This window comes from Victivallis lenta, assembly GCF_009695545.1.
Classification (GTDB): Bacteria; Verrucomicrobiota; Lentisphaeria; order Victivallales; family Victivallaceae; genus Victivallis; species Victivallis lenta.
In genome coordinates this window covers 14,258-33,135 of record NZ_VUNS01000007.1, presented here as the reverse complement: position 1 = coordinate 33,135, position 18,878 = coordinate 14,258, and the positions used below count along the sequence as shown (strand labels likewise).

Below are 18,878 nucleotides of genomic sequence, written 5' to 3'. Positions count from 1 at the left end.
GTCGTTCTTCCTTACAGTTTGACGTTCCAGTGTCTCTTATCGGCGTGCCAGACGTTCGCGGCCGCCCAGTAGATGGCCGCCTTGAGCTGTCCGGCATGGCCGTCGGTGAATGCGTAGTTCGAAGACATCGCGCCATGCTGGATGTAACCGTACATGCCGTTGCAGTCGGTCACCCACCAGTGCAGATAGGAGGTCATGGTCACATAGCGGGTGCCGCGGGCGAAGTGGCTGCCGTTGTCGACGATGCCGTTCTTCGGAGTCGAGTAACAGGCGAAAAGCATGACTTCCGAAGCGTTGCGGATGCTCGACAGCTTCTTGCCGGCCGGACCGGTCGACGTGCGGCAGTTGTCGACCTCCTCCGCCCGCATCGCCCCCTGTTCGTTGCTCCAGCCGTTGATCCGGTAGGAACGCGGCGAGGCGCCCGCATAGAGGTTGTTCGGGTCGAGCGGGCAGCGGAACACCTGATAGTCCGCGCTTTTCCCCTTATGGCTCAGATAGCGCGACAGCATCATATCCCAGATCACATCCCCGGCCTCCTGCGCCGTGTAGATTTTTTCCCCGTAGACGTAGCCCGGAATCACGCAGTAATCCTGATAGTCCACCGCGTAGAGCCCGTTGGCCATGCCGAGCTGCTTCTGGTTGCTGAGGCAGCTTGTGGTCTTGGCCCGCTCCCGCGCCTTGTTCAACGCCGGCAGCAGCATCGACGCGAGAATGGCGATGATGGCGATAACGACCAGGAGCTCAATCAATGTGAAGTTTCGTTTCATCATAATTCTCCTTCGGGTTGGTATTCGAGTTCGAGGATCACATAAGGCGTATCTGCCGGGAGCTCGAAGCACAGCTCTTCCCCCTCCCGCGAAAACGGAATGTTCCGCCCTGCCGGCTGCAGCGTCGCCCGGAACGGACAGCGGCGCGAACGCAGCGACACCCGGCAGGTAAACGGCGTGTGCGGCCGGATGACCGGGTAACCGGCCATCGTGTTGCGCTCCGCCGAATAGTGGACGAAGTGAATCCGCTCCCGCGCGTCACCGTCATCGACGATATTGACATCGAAACCCGGCGCGGAAATCCGCACGGCCGGCGTGATGCCGACCTCCTCCAGCAGCCGGCGGAAGGCACGGAGCAGCCGCGTGTCGCCGGTCCGCCAGAAATTCCGCGAGAACGGCACGGCCGTTTCGATCAGAAGCCCGGCGCCGCGCGGCCGGGCAACCGCGCCCGGCACTCCCTCCGGCGCCGGAGGCGTGAACGAGCTCCGCCACGGCACGCCGGGCGGCGCGTACGGAACAAGCGGCGGGCGCAGCCCGGTAATGACCCGGTCGCCGTCCCGGAGTTCCAGCGGGCGGTATCCGGTCCGGAGCAGAATCGTCTCGCCGCCGTCCTCCCAGTAACAGTGTCCTTCGGGGACTCCGGACGGCTCGCGAATCAGGACGCCGCCGTTTCCGACATAGGCATCGAGCGCGGAGCGCACCGCCTCCGGCAGCGCGGTTCCGCCCGGAACGAGCACGGCGGCATAGTGTTCGAGATTGCGCAGCAGCGCCGCCGAGCTGCAGAATTCGAACTGCTCATTCAATCCGGCCAACAGCCCGGCCATGCCCGGCAGCTCCGGCGGCAGCTCGTCGACCGAAAACGGAAACGACCCCTGCTCGCCGCAATAGACTGCAATATGGCGTCTCGCCCGGCCGCCGAGAAACGGTTCGCGCTCCCTGACGAAGTCGAACGCTTCGCGCAAAGTCCGGTGAGTTCCGGCATCGAGATTGCCGTCGTAGTCCCCCTGGTCGCCGCAGCAGACCCTCCCGCCGTGCGCGGCGATGAGAGAGAACTCGTAGCAGAGCTGCTCGCGGCTCTTCAAGGAGAGCTCCCCCCAGCCGCCGCCGTGAAAACGAACCGTGATGATCTGGAACGGGCGTCCGTCCGCATGGCAGTATTTGGCCTGCATCATCTGCAGCAGATAGCCGCCCGAACTGACATGGGCCGGCTGGGATTCGACGACGAGAAAATCGACGATATCCGCGATCTCGACCGGCTGGCCGATCCCCCAGGAGGCATTCGCGCACAAAGCGAGGGAACCCGCCGCCTCCCGGATTTTCCGCAGCGCGCGGCGCATCGACTCCGCGGCGAAACGGCGCTGTCCGGGACCCGGCGTCAGCTCCCTTCCGGTCTCCGCGCGGAAACGCTCCCGGCAGTGCGGGCAGAAACACCCCTGCGGGTTCATCATGGCGATGTCGATGAAAATCCCGTGAACCGGATACCATTCGACGATTTCACGCAGCTGCGGCAGAACCAGTTCCTCCATATACGGAGAATTCACGCAGACGGTTCCCCACGGGCCTTCCGCTCCGAACGGACGGTTTTCCGCGTCGAGCTGCCGCCATTCCGGGTGCAGGTCGGCCGCACGCTTCTCCCAGCAGAGGGAGTAGTAGGCCAGCACCCGTTTCCCGGCCTTGCGGAGTTCCGCGGCGGCCGTGCCGAGCAGGTCGCAGGGCAGGTCGCGGTGGCGATGCCCGGCCCGCGTCGGATAGAACGAATTGCCGAAATGGTCTTTTGCAAACAGCGTGACCGCCTCTGCATCGGACCGGCGAAGCTGTTCGAGATAGTGCGCCATGTCGAACCGGCCGAAAGCTGGAATGGACAATTCCGGAATATGATAATCGAGGTGCAGTGCGGTCAACGGCAGTTCCATAGAGGAAAAACTCCTTGTATCATACGATTCTTCAGTCTATATTATTATACGATATCCGCCGCCGGATGAGAATGGAGCAATTCGGAAACCGCATGGACTTTTTCAAAAAAACAACGGATGAAGCGCCGGAGGAGTGCATCAGCCGCGCCGTGAACGACCCGACTCCGTTCAGCCGGCTCGACCTGCAGCTGTGGGAGGTCGGCCGCGCCCGGAACCAGAATCACTGGGCGCTGCGCCCGTTTATGGAAGATCCGTACTTCCGCTGCTACTACATCGCGGAGGGGCGCGGCAAACTCCGCACGCTCGACGGCAGTTTCCCGCTGGAACCCGGCGGCCTTTACCTGATTCCGGCGAACTACCTGTTCGCCTACGAGCTCGACGGTCCGCCGCCGGCGCACTACTGGCTCCACTTTTCATCCGAGCTGCTCGACAAGCTGCCCGGCTGCCGCGAACCGGCCGGAACGCCGGCCGACGTCTCGGAGGAGATGGAGCGGCTTCTGGAGCTCGCCTCCGCTCCGGTCACACCGGCGGCCGCACAGGAGATGGATCTTCTGATGCGGCGGCTGCTCGCCCCGCTCCTGCTCAAGGTGACGGAGAACTGGAACGGCGAATTCCATTCCGGCGCCTTCGCCGACAGCATCGACTACATCAAGCGGAATTTCCGGCACGATATCGCAATCCCTGAGCTCGCGGCGCGGGCCGGAACGGACCGCGACAGCTTTTCCCGCGGCTTCCGGCAGGCAGTCGGCATGTCGCCGAAATCATACCTTATCCAGACCCGCATCAACCATGCCCGGATGCTGCTGCTGAGAACCGGCATGACCGCCCGCGAAATCGCCCGCGAAGTGGGCTATCACGACGAGTTCTTCTTCTACCGCCTCTTCCGGAAGCGCGTCGGCATGACCCCGACCGGCTACCGCGAACTCAACAACGCCCTGCGCTGACGACTGCCGGGCGCATCGCCGGACCGAATTCCGGTTCCGCCCTTGCTTTCGCACCGGACCGGCGTTATGTTATCGCTGCAACGGAAGGATGGTACATGCAGAAAAAGGAAGAGAGCGGAAGCGTAAAATCCGTGCTGAAAGCGCTCGGAGCCCTGGACTTCGTGCTCGAGCAGTCGATGACCCGGCCGGGAGTCGGGCTCTCCGAGATCGCCGCGGCGCTGGCGATCCGGCCGACTACGGCGCGGAATATCCTGAAAACCATGGAGCAGGCCGGTTACATCGGCCGCGCCGGAGACCGGCTCTACGTGCCGGGGCCGAAATGCCACGGCATGAGCCGCGGCGCGCGGGTCTCCGCCCGGCTCATGAAGGTCATGCCGCCCGTGCTCGAACGGCTCGCCGCCGACCTCGGAGAATCGTTCGTGGTGACGACTTTGTTCAACGGCATGCGCAAGGTCCTGCTCCGGCAGCAGGGCAGTTCGCCGATTGTGGTCGAAACCCGCAATGCGGAGCAGGATGCGATGGCCTACCGGCTCGTGACGACGCGGATCATGCTCGCCTTCACATCGGAGAATGAACTCGACCTCTTCATCGGCCAGAACGGCCTGCCCGGCCGGGAATGGGACGGCATCGACAGCCGCGACGGCCTCGAAGCCCGGCTGCGGCAGCTGAAACTGGCCGGCTATGCCGAGGACGAAATTCCCGCCGGAATCTACGCCGCCGCCTTCCCGCTGCTCGACGGCACCGGAATGATGCTCGGCGCGCTCGGACTCTTCCTGCCCTCCTTCCGGCTCACCGCCGGGGAGAAGAGCAGAATCTTCGCAATGCTCCACGAGACGCTCCTGACCCTTCAGGAACGGCTCTGATTCTGTGCGGACCTGCATTCACCGGTTGTCTCTCGTGGAGAACTCCCGAAATACGCCGGAGCCGTCATGCCCGGAAGCCGGATTCGTGTTCCGCAGCTCCCCGGGAACCAGTACCGGAGTGACGATCGTCGTAATTTTATTCTTCTGAATATCCTCGCCGGTTATGGCGCAAAACAGCTCATTCAGCGCCAGCCGGGCCAGCAGCCGCGGCCCAAGGTCGATTCCGGCCGGACGCGGATAAAAGCCGCGCAGGTATTCCGGCGTATGATTGCAGGAAACCACCGGATAACGAACCGGGACTCCCCGTTTCATATGCAGCCGGTAGTAGAGGGCCGTCAGCCGTTCCTCCGGAAAAAAGAAGCCGTCAGCCTGTTCCAGCACCTTCGACTCCATCACACTTTCCAGAACCGCCTCCTCCACAGTTTCAAGCTGGTCGGAGGGGTCGGGAAATGGCAGCTCGATGCAGAGACACTCCTGTTTCAGCGTGAAATATTCAAACAGAAAACCGTCACATTGGGCCGCACAGCCGGGATTGAGCGCCGGCAGCCGCAGCACCGCCGGATTCCGGCAGCCGCATTTGTTCAGATAACGGGCGGCAAGCCTGCCGGCAAACTCATTTCCCATTAAAATATTCTTTCCAGCCTCCGCCGTCCAGTAAGAGTTCAGCCAGACATGCGGAATCCGTTCCACCACGCGGCGCAGCTCCTCCGACTCGATTCGGTGGCCTGCGATCAGCATTCCGGAAAGCTCCCCGCGACGGAAGCTGCTCTCCAGAACCTGCGGCAGAATATTGGGAGAAAGCAGCGATAAAATGGATTTCCCGGGCAGGGAATCTGCCAGCTCGCAAAGTTTGTCCAGCATCGAAAACGAATCGAAATGCGCCTCCGGCAGCAGCAGAACACCGATATTGACTCCACGCGATGTTTTTTCCCGCCTGCGGATCGGTTCACGCCGCTCACCGATGACCGCCAGAACCCGTTCACGCTTCTCCGGCGCAACGCGTGCCGTACCGTTGATAATGCGCGAAACCGTCGCGGCGGATACGCCGGAAGCCTCGGCTATTGCTTTGATCGTCATTGGCATGGGTGGGACGCCTCTCTGTTATTTACAGGAGAATATATGAATGTTTCTGAAAATTTCAAACCATAATTGCAAAAAAACATGAAAACATCCCTTGCCGGTTCCGGAATTCTCTGTCATAATTTAATCAGTATCCCGCTCATATTGACGGAATGTGGAACCATGAATCGGAAAGGAAGAAAAACATGATGAAACGTTTTCTCGTATCACTCGCCTTCATCGCTTTCGCGATATCTGCGGCAGCCGCCCAGCTGCCGGCCGTGTTGAAAGCTGAACCGGACGGTTCGGTTCAGCTCGGAAATATCGGGATGTATGTCATCCACATCGGAGAACAATGGGCCGGCAGCATGCAGCGCTCGCTGAATCCGGATGAAAAGACAAAAATCGGACCGGATCGGATTTTTGTTTCCGGTTCCTTTCCCGCCGCCAATTCCAGTGAAAATTTCACCTTTGTCGAAGAACTTCTTCCGACGGAAGCGGAGAAGGTCAGCTGTTCCTGGCGAATCACGGCACCGCAAGATGTCATCTGCCGCGCTCTCGCCGTTTCTTTCGATATCCCGGCCGGAACCGCAGGAACCGGAATCACCGTCGACGGAACAAAGGTCGTCCTGCCGGAGCAAACGCGCGGTATCGGGCTGTTCCGGAAGGGAGGGGCGACAGAAGTCGTCATCACCCCGGCCGGAGGACAAGCGATCAGACTGGTCGGAAAATTCGATGCAGCCATCCAGGACAACCGCAAATTCTCCCAAAACACATTTTCCGTGCGGCTCAGTCCGGTTGGCATGCCGCAGAAGCTGCGCGACTGGAAGCTGGACTTTCAGCTCGAACTGCTGCCGCAAAACAAATAAACGAAAGGGAAACAAAACATGATCTGCAATCAATCAATCCTGTTTGCCGCGATACTGGGACTCGGCGTTTTCGGAACCGCCGCAACGGAAGCCGTGGAAATCCGGGAACGGGACGGCTGGGACCTCGTCTGGGCCGATGAGTTCAATACTCCCGGACAGCCGGATCCGGAGGAATGGACATACGACAGGGGACTGCGTCGGAACCAGGAGTCGCAGTTCTATACGGACAAGCCGGAGAACTGCCGGATCGAAGACGGAAAACTGATCCTTGAAGCACGCAGGGAACGGGTGAAGAATCCGAACTTCGTTCCGGGCAGCAGCAACTGGAAGGAGGCGGAATTTGCCGAATACACCTCCGCCTGCGTGGTCGCAAAGCGCGACTTTCTTTACGGACGGCTTGAAATCCGGGCGAAAATCCCGGCGGGGAAAGGAACCTGGCCGGCCTTCTGGCTGCTCGGCAAGAGCGGATATGCCGGAAAATGGTGGCCGGAATGCGGCGAAATCGATATTCTGGAATATCTCGGCAAAGATCCTTCGAACATCATCAACGATGTTCATTACAAAGGTTCCGACGGAAAACATAAGCACGCCGCCAGGCGCATCTCCGCCGGAGCCCCTTCGGAGGACTTCCATATTTATGCGCTGGAGTGGGACGAAACCGAGCTGCGCTTCTATTATGACGACCGGATGACATCGAAATTCACAATTGCCGAAGCCGACAGCGGAGATGAAAACCCGTTTCGCCATCCTTTCGAGCTGAGACTGAATTTTGCGCTCGGCGGCTGGGGCGGAACGGTGGACCCGCAGATTCTGCCGCTGCGTTACGAGATCGACTATGTCCGCCACTATCAGAAAAAGAATCAGGCGGCAGAGTAAAACGCCGCAGCAAAGGAAATATCATGCAACATGATCCGCACCCCATCCGGTTCACCCTGATTGAACTCCTCGTCGTTATAGCGATCATCGCAATTCTGGCCTCGATGCTGCTCCCGGCGCTGAATCAGGCGAGAATGCGGGCCAGAACCGCAAGCTGTACCGGAAACCTGAAACAGCTCGGCACTGCGATTCAACTCTACGCCGACAGTTGCGGCGGCTACGCCCCGCAAAGCAACGATTCGAAGAAACTCTGGGGCCAGATTCTGGCGGATTCCGGCAATCTGCCGGAGCCGATCAGAGGAAAACAAAGTGTGCTCGCCTGCCCGGCCATTATGAACATCGGCCCCACGGAAAGTCAGTACGGCGCATTTTACAGTTATACCTGCACTTACGGCATGAGCAGCGGCATGAAGGAGTATGGCAGCAAAGAGGTCGTGGACGGCTGGAGAATCGCGCCCTGGAATCCCTGGAGTTCCGTCGAAGGTTTCTGGAATCTGAAACAGGTCCGCTCCGCCTCAACGACTCCGCTTCTGGCAGATTCCCAGAACGGTTCCCGAAGCAGTCAGTACTACATCGTGAAAATCTATGAGAAGCTCAGCGGCGGCGCCTATGTCTATCTGGTCCACAATCGACGTGGGAACACGCTTTTCATCGACGGGCACGCCGCCAGCCTCAACCGGGCGGAATTCGAATCGAAATACGACGCCCTTTCCTCAACGCTGATCGAATGAACGCCGCCATGAAATACACCGAGCTCAGATACCAGCCGGAGAAGTCCGGTATCTATGTCGGCAGTCCGTCGCTGCTCCGGCTGCCGGACGGCGCCCTGCTGGCCTCCCACGACTATTTCGAAGCTGATCCGGTCAGCAACCTGGCGCCACGGATCTCGGAAATTTACCGCTCGGAGGACGGCGGCGCAAGTTGGCGGAACGTCAATCACTTGAGCGGCGCCCTCTGGGGTTCCCTCTTCCTGCATGACGACTGCATCTACCATCTCGGAACTGATCGGGAATACGGCAGCATTGTGATCCGGCGCAGCCGGGACGGCGGATTCAGCTGGAGTGATCCGCAGGATGAACGAACCGGGCTGCTCTTTCGCGGCGGCCCCGGGCGAACCGGACCGAACTACCATTTCGGGGGAGCCACCCCGGTTGCCGTCCACCGCGGCCGGGTATTCCGGGCATGTGAACTCTTCAGCGAGCCGGACGGGCGCTTCGGCTGGGACGCCGCATCCTTCCGGGAGACGATTCTCAGTGCGCCGGACGACGCCGATCTGCTGAATGCGGACAACTGGACCCTCAGCCGGCCGCTCGCTTTCGATGCGGAGCAGCTCAACACCATCCATCCCGGCCTGGCCGGACAGCATTCAGGCTGGCTTGAAGGCAACCTCGTCACTGCGCCGGACGGTTCGCTCGCAGATCTGATGCGCGTCCACCTGAACACGCCCAACAAGGCAGCGCTTCTTGAGATCGCCCCGGACGGTTCCGACCTGAGTTTCCGCCCTGAAACGGGAATCATCGATTTCCCGGGCGGAGCCTCCAAATTCACCGTCCGCCGCGATCCGGCAACCGGTCTCTATTTCACACTCAGCAACCCGGTCACCATGCCGGAGTGTCCGTGGCAACGGAATATTCTGTCGCTCTGCTGCTCCGGCGATCTGCGGAACTGGAAAATCCTGAAAAACCTGCTGACGGACGATACCGGGCTGCCGCCGGAAGAATCCGTCCGGTACACAGGGTTCCAATACGCCGACTGGGAGTTCGACGGCGACGACCTGATCTATCTGGTTCGCATGTCCTACCGCGGAGCACGCAACTATCACGACTCCAATCGGATCACCTTTCACCGCGAACGGAATTTCCGCCGAGCCACATCCCCGGATTCCGGAGCGAAGTGAAAAACGGCAGGGGGGAACGGCAGGACGTTCCCCCTCCATGTTTCAGGAACGGCTCTGATTCTGCACCGTGTCGATCAGCGCCGCAAGGTTCTCCAGCGGAACGTCGCCCTCCACACTGTGGGCCGGCGACAGGATGAGCCCCCCATGCCTCCCGGCCTCCAGCAGCGACCGGCACTCGCGCCGGACGTCGTCCGGCGTGCCGTAGGGCAGGGTGCGCTGCGTCGAAATGCCGCCGTAAAAACAGAGCCGGCCGCGGTACTCATTCAACAACGCATGGACATCCATGACCTCCGGCTGGAACGGGTTGAAGCAGTTCAGCCCGATGTTGATCAGATCCGGGAACAGTTCGTCCACATCCCCGCAGGAGTGGATGCTGACGAATTTGCCGGTTTCGACGCCGACCGCATACATGCGTTTCAGCTCGGGATACAGAAATTCCTTCCAGAGCGGATATCCCATGATCAGTCCGCGCTACTGTCCCCAGTCGTCCCCGAAGTGGATGCAGTCGATGTCGTACCTGACCGCTTCGCGCATCTGGGCGATATTGTAATCGGCGATGGCCCGCAGCAGGTCGCGGACGAACTGCGGATTCAGATAAAAATCCATCAGCAGCTCCTCCATGCCGCGCAGCGTCCACGCCCGCTCAAAGAGCGAAAAACCGAGATTGAACACGCGGAACCGGTCGCCCTGCTCCCGGATGCCCGATTCGATGTCGGCGAAAAAACGTGCATCCAGCGGGTCCGGGAACGTGTAGTTCCTCAGATCCGGCTCCGGCAGGAGCTGCCCCCGGACCACGCCGATATCCTTGTCCTCGCTGCGGTCCCAGAGGACGCCGAAATAGTCCCGCACACACTCGCCGCCGGCCGGCTCGAAGTAGCCGTAGCCGTTCCCGAGCATCAGAAAATGGTTGTCGAGCGCCGCGTCGACGTCTTCGGTTCCGTAATGCCGGGCCAGCAGCTCCCGCGCCTCCAGCGTAAGGCCGATCTGCCACGGCACATACGGAACCTCCTCGTGCCGCATGGCCGCCTTCACGACTTCCCGTTTGTTCATGATCCGGGCCTCCTTTCCTGAAATTCCACCGGGAAAGATATCATCCCCGCGCCGCTTTGTCAAAGCCGGAGGCGGTATTTTCCCGCGTTCCCGCGCCGGAGACGGACTTGACAATCGACCGGCAGGGAATATATTATCATATTCTTCAACCCATGAGCAGCACGGTTGCCGCTCGAACAAACTATAACCAGGAGAAGAAAATGTTGAAAAAATCTCTCACCGTCGGCCTTGCCGGTGTCGTCGCATTCGTTTTTTCGGGCTGCGGCACGCTGTTCTGGTCCGAGCGCAAAACCGAAACTCCGTCGATGGAGATCGATCCGACCGTGCTGATCCTCGACTGCTGCGGCCTGTTCTTCGGCATCGTCCCGGGCGTGGTCGCCCTCGTGCTCGACTTCAACAACAACACGATCTATTTCTCGAAATCCGAAGCCAGGAAACGTTCCGCGAACACGGAGCTTGACCAGTCGAAGATGGTTGCGCTCCACGTCGAGCATATGGACCGCGCGTCGATCGAAGCCGCGCTCTCCGAACAGCTCGGCTACCAGGTCTCGCTGAACGGCGTTCAGCTCAGCGCGATCCGGTAATTCCGATCGGAAAAAAGCGGATGGTTCCCCCGTCCGCTTTTTTTATGCCTTTACTCCCGGTTCAAGGTCAAGTCGCCGGTCACTTTCAGCGCTTCGACCTCATCCCCGGTGGAACAGATCCATTTCCCCTGTTTGCCGAAACCGAGAATCCAGGTCTTTTTTCCGGCAGCTCCCGGCAGCCGGCCGGCCGGTCCGGCGGATTGGCCGAATACGATATATTGATCCGAATCCTTCGTCCCGCGGCTTATCTCTTCGATCCAGCCGGCGTCGCTGCACCAGGTCGCCTCCGCAATCCGGCGGAATGGAGAGAGCCGCAGGACCAGACAGTGCTCCTTGTCGGGAAGCCCCTGCACGGCCGGCTGCCGGAGGTAGAGCGGAAACGAAACGCCGCCGATATTCAGCATATGGACGGGACTGGTCCTCACCGATATCTCCGGCCGCCGGTCAAGCACCAGATCGCTGTTCAGCAGCGTATAGGAACGGATGGCTTCGGCGTGAGCCCTCTCCCGTTTCAACCGTTCCGGATTGGCCGGTTCCAGAAGATTTTCCCCGAGCGGGAAAGTGAAATTGTGTTCGACGCCGAGCAGCGCAAGCACGGTCGGGGCAAGATCGAATGTCATTCCGCGCTCCGAAATAATCTTCGGTTCCCCCGCATTGAGGGCGAAACAGAGATGCCGCCGTTCCCCGCACGCATCGAGGCGGGCGGACAGGCTGTTCGCCGTGGCAAGGTGGTCGGACGTGAAAACGACACAGGTATTCTCCCAGCCGGGTTCGTCTTTCAGCCGTTCAATGAATCTGCCGACTTCGTGATCGGTATTGTAAATCGCATGCAGCAGCTGCGGACCGCCCGGCTCCGCCGGATAGCGGAGGGCGGACGGCTTCAGGAAGCCGTCCGGGACATGGGTATCGATCGTATAAAGCATGAGGTGGAACGGCTGCCCGGAGGCGACCAGCTCCCGGTACCGGGGCAGCGCATATTCAAACAGCTCCCGGTCGGAACACCCCCAGCTGTCTCCTGCCGCCTCGAACGAATTGTCTCCGCAGGAAATCGCTTCGTCAAACCCCTCCCGGTTCAGCAGCACGTTGACTCCGGCGAACTTCACCTCCGGCCCCAGGATGAAAACCTGGCGGTATCCGGCTTTGTGCAGAATCCAGGGGAACGACGACAGCCGGCTGCCGATATGCGGGTTGACTCCACCGTTCAGCCCCGCCGACAGATGCTGATTGATCAATACGGAGCCCGTCAGCGCCGCATACATTCCGCCGAACGAATAATCGGCATTCGGCGCATTATCATTGTTGTCGAAACAGATTGCCTCTTTCCGCAGCCGGTTGATGTTCGGCGTCAGTCCCGGAAAGACATTGTCGTCGCAATGGGTTCTCTCCAGGCTTTCCAGAAAAATGAACACCAGGTTTCTGCCGGGCTTCGCCTTGATGTCCTGCCGGGAGGTCGCGTTGATCTTGATTCCCAGCCCGGCATAGGCTTCGGGATCGAGCATCTGAATCCGGTATTGCAGCCAGATATCGCCGAAGAGTCCGGCCAGTTTGGTCAGCGGTGAACAGAACAACGTGAGGACCAGACCGCTGACAAGAAAAAAAACGGCCGTCCGGCCAGCGATTTTCACATTCAGCTTCCGCGTGTACAGATAAGCATAAAGAGCGATTCCGGCCAGGAGGATCAGCATTCCTCCGATGATTCCCGCGGAAAACAGCCTGACGCCCATCCGGAGATTCTCCGGCGTCACGTTGCAGAGCACCTCGAGACAGACGGGCCTGCCGGTCGCGAAGGCGCAGCTCAGTTCACCGATATAAACCAGGAGAAAGACGATGAACGGCGGCATGACAACCCACGCCCGGTAACGCCATCGCCTCAAGACCAGAAGCAGTCCGGAAAGCAGCAGCACCATTCCGGCCGCGCCCTGAAGCAGAACCAGCATTCCCAGGGAATCGAATCTGGAATAACAAAGTCCGGTCAGGAGAGCCAGCAGGAAAAACAATCCGAAGGTCGCCGCAAGCTGAACCATCGCGCTTACCGGACCGTGCTCTTGCCGCACCGGAACAGAAAAATCGGCGGAACATTGCTCCAGACGGTCGGCGTCATCTCGACCTGCCCGAAATAGTCCTGCAGCAGGCGCTTCAGCCTGAGCCCGGTCGGCAGATACTGGGCGTGCCAGTAGCACAGCGTGACGAATACGCCGTCCTCCGACATGTTTTCGGAGACCTTCCGCAGAATATCCCGGCTGAGCCGATCGGGAAAGAGGGTCCACGGCAGACCGGAAATGACTGCGTCCATCTTCCGCATCTTCTGCCGCTCAAGCAGGAATGGAATATTCTCCGCGCTGTCATGGAAAACGGCGGTTTCCGGGAAACGCACCCGAAGCTGCCGATAAAAGGCCCCGTCGATCTCCACCGCGAAGAAACGGTCTTCTTTTTTCAATGCCGAAAGAATATGACGGGTGATGACGCCTGAACCGGGCCCCAGCTCCACGATATTGCGCCGACGCTTCAGGTCAACGGCCTCCAGCGTCGCCCGGCAGAGCTTCTGCGAGGAGGGTCGCAGTGCACCGATCTTCATCGGATTATTCAAAAAACGCCAGAAAAATGAAAAAGCATTATCATCTGCGGCAACGCCGCCGTGATCCGGAACCATGGACTTGGAGTCCAGCACATCGGAAGACATACGAAAAATTTCCTGTCGGTTGCGGTTGTTTCTGCGGCGACGAGTCGTATTAATTATACTGAAAATCCGGCTGAAAGCAAGTCCGCTTCTCAAAAAAATCCAACTTTACCACAAAAAAACGCCCGGCGCCCGGAACAGGAGCTCCGGTCGCCGGGTTGTTTCGGAATGTCCTCAGATGTTCGCACCGAACTCCCGCAGCGCTTCGCGCACCTTTTCGCCGATGAGCTCTTCCGGGGCGCATCCGCGCTCGACCGCCATCGACGCAGCCATGCCGGCCGCCTGCCCGATCGAACAGACCGGCGGCATGACCCGCATGCTGCTGTGCAGCGCATGGTCAACCGAAATCGCCCGGCAGCCGATCAGCAGGTTCTTCACCGACGGCGGCACGATGCAGCCGTACGGAATCTCGTAATACTCGTCCGGCTTGAGCATGCGCATCTCCGTCCCCGTGCCGCTCGGATTATGAATGTCCACCGGATAGTTGACCCGGGCGATCGCATCCTTGAAACGGGCCTGCCGGTCGAACGCCTCGACGGTCAGGTACTCGAGCCCGAGAATCCGCCGCGACTCGCGCACACCGATCTGCGCCGCAACCGAATGGATCTCGGCATGCTCGTACCCCGGAACCGATGAACGCAGGAATGCAAGGTACTCCCGCAACTGTTTTCGCGCGATGATCTCCGCGTCGGAAAGTTCCTCGGCGTTCGTCGCATTGTGCTTGATGACCCGGGTCGTATTGAAATGAACCACGTCGGAATCGAAATCACTGAAAAACAGCACGTCCTCGCGCGGACAGTCGATCCGGCCGGCCGCTTTGGCTTCATTGTACAGCCGCGTGATCTCCGACCGCGCCGGCGTGCGGGACAGATCGACATGCGACAGCTTGAAGCAGAGCGTCATCGGCTGGCAGAAGCCGTCCTCGTTGCCGAATTCATAGTCGCAGCCGGCCTTGGCCGCCACGTCGCCGTCGCCGGTCGAATCGATCACGATTTTCGCACGGATCGCGGAAAGACCCGACTTCCCGCTGAAAATCACCGCCGAAATACGGTTTTCCTGCTTGACCACGTCGAAGAACGTATGGTGGTAAAACAGCCTGACGCCGGCCTCCAGCAGCATATCCTCCATGGCGAGCATCGCACCGTAGCGCGAAACGTTGCGGTCGTCGGCGCGCTTGACCTCCATCGGCGCGAAACCGGCCGACTGATAGGCGCGCATACGGTTGACCCACTCGATATAAACCGGTTTGTCGAGGCTCTCTTCGCCGCAGTGATTCGGCATGAACGGCGAAATTTCACCGACGTTGGCCATGCCGCCCGGACTGCCGTAGTGCTCGGCCAGCGCGACCGAACGCTTCTGCCGCGCGGCCGTCACGGCCGCGCAGAATCCGCCGGGACCGGCGCCGATTACCAGAACATCCACGTCCGCGATGACCGGGACATCCGCCTTCAGCTCATACTTCACCGTTTCCATCACCATCTCCCGTTACTTGAAATAAGCGCCCATCTCCGCGAGACGGGAACGCAGTTGAACCGTATCGACGCTGCGCACATCCCCATCGGCGAGCCCGGCCGCCACACCGGCCGCCTGGCCGGTCACGAAGCAGGGCGGCATGACCCGCAGACTCGACTGGATCGCCCGGTCGGCCGAGAGCGCCCGTCCCGGAACGAGCAGGTTCGCCAGCCCCAGCGGAATCATGGCGCGGTACGGGATGCCGTAGCTTTCGCCGCGTTTGAAGCGGGTCTCCTCAAGCACCCGCTCGACCCGCTTCTGCTCCTCGGCATTCGTGCTGCCGGAGTGGATGTCGACCGGGTAGCAGCAGCGGCCGATCTCATCGTCGAAAACGGCGCGCCGCCTGAAATCCTCCACCGTCATGCGGTACTCGCCGCGGATGCGCCGGGTTTCGCGCACGCCGAGCAGCGAAGCCGTGGCCAGCAGCTCGAAATTCTGGAAGCCCGGTACATGCCTGCGGTAGAACTCTTCCATGGTCCGCGCGATGCGCCTGCCTTCGACATATCCCCGGGTCAGCTCGAATTCATCGAGCGTGTCGATGCCGTAGATGTGCCCGAGGTTGCTGGTCGCGGAGACCTTCGTGACCGGTTTCATGCAGACGAAATGGTGCTCCCGAAGCGGCGCCGTGCCTTCCTCGGTCATCTTCTGCCAGATCGAGCGATCCGACACCCCGGCGCGGATCGCAGCGAAATAAGCGTCGAAATCGATGTTCGAAAACTGTGCGCAGAGTGTCGGGCTCATGGTGCGGCCGTTCTCATCGCCGAACTCGAACTCCGCACCGGCGAGCGATGCGAGCAGCGCATCGCCGGTCGCGTCGATGAACATGCGGCCGGTCACGCGCTTGAGTCCCATCGAGGTGGCGGCCAGCACCGCTCCGATCCGGCCGCTCCCGACCTCGGCTTCGCAGACTTTGGCTCCGAACACGAACCGGATTCCGGCCTCTTCGGCCTTTTCATCGAGCAGCCGTTTCAGGATCTCCGGATTGATCGCCTGCCAGGACTCCTGCCACGGCTCGACGTTCATGCGGCGGCACATTTCGAGGTTGATCTCCTCGAAGATTCCGCCGTACACCATGCGTTCCCCGTTCGAGGTCGGCGCGAACATCGGCACAAGACCGGCCGTGCCGAGGCCGCCGAACATGGTTGACTGCTCAAGCACCAGCACCTTCGAACCCTGCCGCGCCGCCGCCAGCGCCGCCGCAAAACCGGAGGGACCGCCTCCGACCACCACAATATCCGCATCCGCCAGAAGCGGCAGCTGCAATGTCTGAATCATTTTCCCAGCCTCCTGTCGAAATCAATTGCATCGTTCTTCTATCAATATAGCGTCCCATATTGGTTTTTATATCGGTTTTGTGCTATATTTTATAAGAAAAATGCTGCAATCATCATTTTTTCAGTATAATTATGATAGAATTCGGTGAAATCCTGCGGGAACTGGAACGGAAACTCCGGGAGCTGGCCGGCATTGCCGGAACCGGCTGCATCTGGAAGGTTTCGGGGTACCTGCTGCCGGAACCCGATCTTGAGCGCCGGTTCAGCCAGCATACCTGCAAATTCTGCGCGGGAGTCAAAACGCACGGCGACGGAGAGAAGCAGTGCGTCTACCACGACACGCGCGAGCTTGTCGCCCGGCTCCGGCAGCACACGGTGCCTTTCGTCGGCACCTGCCACGCCGGCGCGGTCGAAATCATCGTGCCGCTGCCGCCGGAGACAGCCGGATTCGCCGGAGCAGTCATGCTCGGCCCGTTCCGGACGGAAGGGACCGAATGCCGCTACCCGGAACTGGAAGCGCTTTACCGGCAGCTGCCGGTCCTGCGCCCGGAGGCGGCGGAGGGATATTTCGACTTCATCCCGGCCATCTTCAGCGACATCATCCATCGCGCCTATGCGGAAACGGGCGGGCTCCTGCCGCGCCGTCCGCGCGACAAACGGATCCTCGAAGTCCTCGAATTCCTGCGGCTGCATTCGCACGAAAATCCGACCGCCGTCCGGACGGCGGAGCTTGTGTTCATGAGCCCGTCGCGGCTGCTGCATCTCTTCAAGCTCGAATGCGGCATCGGCATGGGAGAGTACCTGCTGAAGCTGCGGCTGCGGAAGGCGCGCCGCTTTCTGCTCGCTGCCGACTGGCCGATCAGCCGCGTGGCCGAAAAGAGCGGTTTTACCGACCAGAGCTATTTCACGTCGATGTTCCGCCGCGAATTCGGCCTGCCGCCGCTCCGCTACCGCCGGAAGCACGGCCATGCGCCATACACGGTATAAAATCATGACTCCGGCTTGCATTTCCCGAAACGGCGTGGTATCCTAACACCAGTCAACGAAAACGGAAAAGGAATCAGCATCATGATCAAAGGGATTGCCCATCTCTGCATCCGTGTAGCCGATCTCGGCCGGACCGCCCGTTTCTACTGCCAGGGGCTCGGGCTCGAAAAAGCGTTCGACTTCCGGCGCGACGACAAAACGGTCGGCTTCTACCTGAAGGCCGGCAACGGCAATTATCTCGAATTCTTTGAGCGCGAACCGGCCGAACCCGGCGCGAATCCGATCGACCATCTCTGTTTCGAGGTCGATTCGATCGACAGCGTCAACGCCGCCGTCGCCGCCGCCGGCTACACGCCGGGCGAGAAAAAAATGGGCGCCGACCACGCCTATCAGGCCTGGCTGACCGATCCGGACGGCGTCCGCATCGAGCTGCACGAATACACGCCCGACTGCTGCCAGAAAACCGGCCGGACCTGTTATCTGTAAACGCCCCTATTCAAGCTTGCGCGAGAAGAACCAGCCCGCAACGCCGAGCGTCACTGCCGTGATGAGGCAGAGCGGGTAGAGGCTTCGCCATGCAATCGCCCAGGAGATGTCTTTCAGGAAAACCCCTTTCACGATCGCCATGATCCAGCGCACCGGGTTCGCCAGCGAAAGCGTCTGCAGCCAGTGCGGCATATTCTCGATCGGCGTCGCGTAGCCTGAAATCAGCACAGCCGGAACTGCAAAGACGAACGCCCCGAGAATCGCCTGCTGCTGCGTTTTGCAGAGCGACGAGATGAACAGCCCGACCCCGATCACAGACGCGATGAACACCGTCATTCCGGTATACAGCATGAGCCACGAGCCGACCATCGGCGAACCGAGGCACCAGATTGCGGCCGCGATCATCATCGTCGCCTGCAGAAAGCCGATGAGCAGCGAAGGCGCGGTCTTGCCGACGATGATCTCGAAAGTCGACAGCGGCGAAACCAGAATCTGGTCGAAGGTGCCGAACTCCCGCTCCCGGGCAACCGACAGCGCCGGAATCATGATCCCCATGATCATGAGGATGTTCGCAATCAGGCACGGCAGCGTGAAGTACAGATATTCGAGATTCGGGATGTACCAGTTCCGTACGATCAGTTCGCTTTCCGGCCGCCCGGCGGCTCCCCGCCCGGCCAGGATGTCGCGGTTGAAATCCCGGACGACCGTATTGATGTAGCCGTTCACGATCTGGGCCACGTTCGTGCGCCGCCCGTCCAACGCGAGCAGGAGCTCCGCCGGTTCGCCGCCCCGCAGCCGGCGCGAAAAATCCTCTCTGATGCAGATGACTCCGATGCCGCGCTGCGTATCGATGTAGCGGCGCATCTCCCCTTCGTCGGCGACCGGGTCGAGCCGGACGAACGACGGCGAATTCCGGAAACGTTCGATCAGCGGCGCCGAATCCGCCCCCGCATCCCGGTTCAGAATCCCGATCGTGATGTTCTTCACCTCAAGCGTCGAGGCGAAGGCAAAGAGAAAAATCTGCAGGATCGGCGGAATGACGATGATGATCCGCGTCTTGCGGTCGCGCAGAATAATCTGCAGCTCCTTGATGATGAGCGATCTGATCCGGTTCCACATA

General features: G+C 60.4%; 19 protein-coding genes. 9 read left to right on the top strand and 10 right to left on the bottom strand.

What is annotated here, in order from left to right; all coding sequences use genetic code 11:
• Positions 1-11 precede the first annotated feature (11 nt).
• Positions 12-770: a type II secretion system protein gene (locus tag FYJ85_RS08285; RefSeq protein ID WP_106053652.1), complete on the bottom strand. Its 759-nt coding sequence runs from the start codon at positions 768-770 to the stop codon at positions 12-14.
• Complete coding sequence (locus FYJ85_RS08280; protein ID WP_154417819.1) at positions 767-2,680, bottom strand: alpha-amylase family protein; 1,914 nt, start codon at positions 2,678-2,680, stop codon at positions 767-769. Before FYJ85_RS08280 ends, FYJ85_RS08285 begins: the two co-directional genes overlap by 4 nt.
• 92 nt (positions 2,681-2,772) lie before the next feature.
• On the opposite strand from FYJ85_RS08280, the gene FYJ85_RS08275 reads away from it, so the two are divergent.
• Both FYJ85_RS08275 and FYJ85_RS08270 read left to right on the top strand, forming a co-directional pair.
• Positions 2,773-3,624 carry an AraC family transcriptional regulator gene (locus FYJ85_RS08275; RefSeq protein WP_206213047.1) on the top strand — a complete coding sequence of 284 codons (852 nt, stop codon included), beginning with the start codon at positions 2,773-2,775 and terminating at the stop codon, positions 3,622-3,624.
• A 95-nt stretch (positions 3,625-3,719) separates the two neighbouring features.
• Positions 3,720-4,487, top strand: coding sequence for an IclR family transcriptional regulator (locus FYJ85_RS08270; RefSeq protein WP_106053655.1), 768 nt, complete (start codon positions 3,720-3,722; stop codon positions 4,485-4,487).
• An 18-nt stretch (positions 4,488-4,505) separates the two neighbouring features.
• Here FYJ85_RS08270 and FYJ85_RS08265 read toward each other — a convergent pair whose 3' ends face one another.
• Complete coding sequence (locus tag FYJ85_RS08265; protein ID WP_158704036.1) at positions 4,506-5,564, bottom strand: LacI family DNA-binding transcriptional regulator; 1,059 nt, start codon at positions 5,562-5,564, stop codon at positions 4,506-4,508.
• A 188-nt stretch (positions 5,565-5,752) separates the two neighbouring features.
• Between FYJ85_RS08265 and FYJ85_RS08260 the strand changes: the two genes are divergently transcribed.
• The 4 genes from FYJ85_RS08260 to FYJ85_RS08245 are packed head-to-tail and all read left to right on the top strand — an operon-like array spanning position 5,753 to position 9,188.
• Positions 5,753-6,415: a hypothetical protein gene (locus FYJ85_RS08260; RefSeq protein WP_154417815.1), complete on the top strand. Its 663-nt coding sequence runs from the start codon at positions 5,753-5,755 to the stop codon at positions 6,413-6,415.
• Between the two features lie 18 nt (positions 6,416-6,433).
• Complete coding sequence (locus FYJ85_RS08255) at positions 6,434-7,291, top strand: glycoside hydrolase family 16 protein (protein ID WP_106053658.1); 858 nt, start codon at positions 6,434-6,436, stop codon at positions 7,289-7,291.
• Positions 7,292-7,314: 23 nt separating this feature from the next.
• Positions 7,315-8,022 carry a type II secretion system protein gene (locus FYJ85_RS08250; RefSeq protein ID WP_106053659.1) on the top strand — a complete coding sequence of 236 codons (708 nt, stop codon included), beginning with the start codon at positions 7,315-7,317 and terminating at the stop codon, positions 8,020-8,022.
• A gap of 8 nt (positions 8,023-8,030) precedes the next feature.
• Entirely contained in the window at positions 8,031-9,188 is a 1,158-nt protein-coding gene (locus tag FYJ85_RS08245; RefSeq protein WP_106053660.1) for a sialidase family protein, read from the top strand.
• Positions 9,189-9,230: 42 nt separating this feature from the next.
• On the opposite strand, the gene FYJ85_RS23045 is transcribed toward FYJ85_RS08245, so the two are convergent.
• Positions 9,231-9,647: a uroporphyrinogen decarboxylase family protein gene (locus FYJ85_RS23045; RefSeq protein ID WP_206213046.1), complete on the bottom strand. Its 417-nt coding sequence runs from the start codon at positions 9,645-9,647 to the stop codon at positions 9,231-9,233.
• Positions 9,648-9,659: 12 nt separating this feature from the next.
• Positions 9,660-10,238, bottom strand: a complete 579-nt coding sequence (locus FYJ85_RS23040) for a uroporphyrinogen decarboxylase/cobalamine-independent methonine synthase family protein (RefSeq protein WP_206213045.1) — start codon at positions 10,236-10,238, stop codon at positions 9,660-9,662.
• A gap of 200 nt (positions 10,239-10,438) precedes the next feature.
• Between FYJ85_RS23040 and FYJ85_RS08235 the strand changes: the two genes are divergently transcribed.
• Positions 10,439-10,822 carry a hypothetical protein gene (locus FYJ85_RS08235; protein ID WP_106053662.1) on the top strand — a complete coding sequence of 128 codons (384 nt, stop codon included), beginning with the start codon at positions 10,439-10,441 and terminating at the stop codon, positions 10,820-10,822.
• Positions 10,823-10,872: 50 nt separating this feature from the next.
• Here FYJ85_RS08235 and FYJ85_RS08230 read toward each other — a convergent pair whose 3' ends face one another.
• The 4 genes from FYJ85_RS08230 to FYJ85_RS08215 all read right to left on the bottom strand — a co-directional run bounded on the left by FYJ85_RS08230 (position 10,873) and on the right by FYJ85_RS08215 (position 16,286).
• The gene (locus FYJ85_RS08230; RefSeq protein ID WP_154417813.1) at positions 10,873-12,846 is read right to left on the bottom strand and encodes an LTA synthase family protein; all 1,974 of its coding nucleotides are present in this window, start codon (positions 12,844-12,846) and stop codon (positions 10,873-10,875) included.
• 5 nt (positions 12,847-12,851) lie between these two features.
• A complete protein-coding gene (locus FYJ85_RS08225) occupies positions 12,852-13,397 on the bottom strand; it encodes a class I SAM-dependent methyltransferase (RefSeq protein WP_158704037.1) in 546 nt (181 codons plus the stop codon).
• A 276-nt stretch (positions 13,398-13,673) separates the two neighbouring features.
• Positions 13,674-14,972 carry an FAD-dependent oxidoreductase gene (locus tag FYJ85_RS08220; protein ID WP_158704038.1) on the bottom strand — a complete coding sequence of 433 codons (1,299 nt, stop codon included), beginning with the start codon at positions 14,970-14,972 and terminating at the stop codon, positions 13,674-13,676.
• Positions 14,973-14,984: 12 nt separating this feature from the next.
• Positions 14,985-16,286 (bottom strand): FAD-dependent oxidoreductase, encoded by a 1,302-nt coding sequence (locus FYJ85_RS08215; protein ID WP_106053666.1) that lies wholly within the window; start codon positions 16,284-16,286, stop codon positions 14,985-14,987.
• A gap of 131 nt (positions 16,287-16,417) precedes the next feature.
• On the opposite strand from FYJ85_RS08215, the gene FYJ85_RS08210 reads away from it, so the two are divergent.
• Positions 16,418-17,272 carry a helix-turn-helix domain-containing protein gene (locus tag FYJ85_RS08210; protein ID WP_154417811.1) on the top strand — a complete coding sequence of 285 codons (855 nt, stop codon included), beginning with the start codon at positions 16,418-16,420 and terminating at the stop codon, positions 17,270-17,272.
• 81 nt (positions 17,273-17,353) lie between these two features.
• Entirely contained in the window at positions 17,354-17,758 is a 405-nt protein-coding gene (locus tag FYJ85_RS08205) for a VOC family protein (RefSeq protein WP_154417809.1), read from the top strand.
• A gap of 6 nt (positions 17,759-17,764) precedes the next feature.
• On the opposite strand, the gene FYJ85_RS08200 is transcribed toward FYJ85_RS08205, so the two are convergent.
• Positions 17,765-18,877, bottom strand: coding sequence for an ABC transporter permease (locus tag FYJ85_RS08200; RefSeq protein ID WP_154417807.1), 1,113 nt, complete (start codon positions 18,875-18,877; stop codon positions 17,765-17,767).
• Between the last annotated feature and the right edge of the window lies 1 nt (position 18,878).

Coding starts and splice junctions, on each gene's coding strand:
- FYJ85_RS08285 (WP_106053652.1), bottom strand. CDS start 770: ATGATGAAACGAAACTTCACATTGATTGAGCTCCTGGTCGTTATCGCC.
- FYJ85_RS08280 (WP_154417819.1), bottom strand. CDS start 2,680: ATGGAACTGCCGTTGACCGCACTGCACCTCGATTATCATATTCCGGAA.
- FYJ85_RS08275 (WP_206213047.1), top strand. CDS start 2,773: ATGGACTTTTTCAAAAAAACAACGGATGAAGCGCCGGAGGAGTGCATC.
- FYJ85_RS08270 (WP_106053655.1), top strand. CDS start 3,720: ATGCAGAAAAAGGAAGAGAGCGGAAGCGTAAAATCCGTGCTGAAAGCG.
- FYJ85_RS08265 (WP_158704036.1), bottom strand. CDS start 5,564: ATGACGATCAAAGCAATAGCCGAGGCTTCCGGCGTATCCGCCGCGACG.
- FYJ85_RS08260 (WP_154417815.1), top strand. CDS start 5,753: ATGATGAAACGTTTTCTCGTATCACTCGCCTTCATCGCTTTCGCGATA.
- FYJ85_RS08255 (WP_106053658.1), top strand. CDS start 6,434: ATGATCTGCAATCAATCAATCCTGTTTGCCGCGATACTGGGACTCGGC.
- FYJ85_RS08250 (WP_106053659.1), top strand. CDS start 7,315: ATGCAACATGATCCGCACCCCATCCGGTTCACCCTGATTGAACTCCTC.
- FYJ85_RS08245 (WP_106053660.1), top strand. CDS start 8,031: ATGAAATACACCGAGCTCAGATACCAGCCGGAGAAGTCCGGTATCTAT.
- FYJ85_RS23045 (WP_206213046.1), bottom strand. CDS start 9,647: ATGGGATATCCGCTCTGGAAGGAATTTCTGTATCCCGAGCTGAAACGC.
- FYJ85_RS23040 (WP_206213045.1), bottom strand. CDS start 10,238: ATGAACAAACGGGAAGTCGTGAAGGCGGCCATGCGGCACGAGGAGGTT.
- FYJ85_RS08235 (WP_106053662.1), top strand. CDS start 10,439: ATGTTGAAAAAATCTCTCACCGTCGGCCTTGCCGGTGTCGTCGCATTC.
- FYJ85_RS08230 (WP_154417813.1), bottom strand. CDS start 12,846: ATGGTTCAGCTTGCGGCGACCTTCGGATTGTTTTTCCTGCTGGCTCTC.
- FYJ85_RS08225 (WP_158704037.1), bottom strand. CDS start 13,397: ATGAAGATCGGTGCACTGCGACCCTCCTCGCAGAAGCTCTGCCGGGCG.
- FYJ85_RS08220 (WP_158704038.1), bottom strand. CDS start 14,972: ATGGAAACGGTGAAGTATGAGCTGAAGGCGGATGTCCCGGTCATCGCG.
- FYJ85_RS08215 (WP_106053666.1), bottom strand. CDS start 16,286: ATGATTCAGACATTGCAGCTGCCGCTTCTGGCGGATGCGGATATTGTG.
- FYJ85_RS08210 (WP_154417811.1), top strand. CDS start 16,418: ATGATAGAATTCGGTGAAATCCTGCGGGAACTGGAACGGAAACTCCGG.
- FYJ85_RS08205 (WP_154417809.1), top strand. CDS start 17,354: ATGATCAAAGGGATTGCCCATCTCTGCATCCGTGTAGCCGATCTCGGC.
- FYJ85_RS08200 (WP_154417807.1), bottom strand. CDS start 18,877: ATGTGGAACCGGATCAGATCGCTCATCATCAAGGAGCTGCAGATTATT.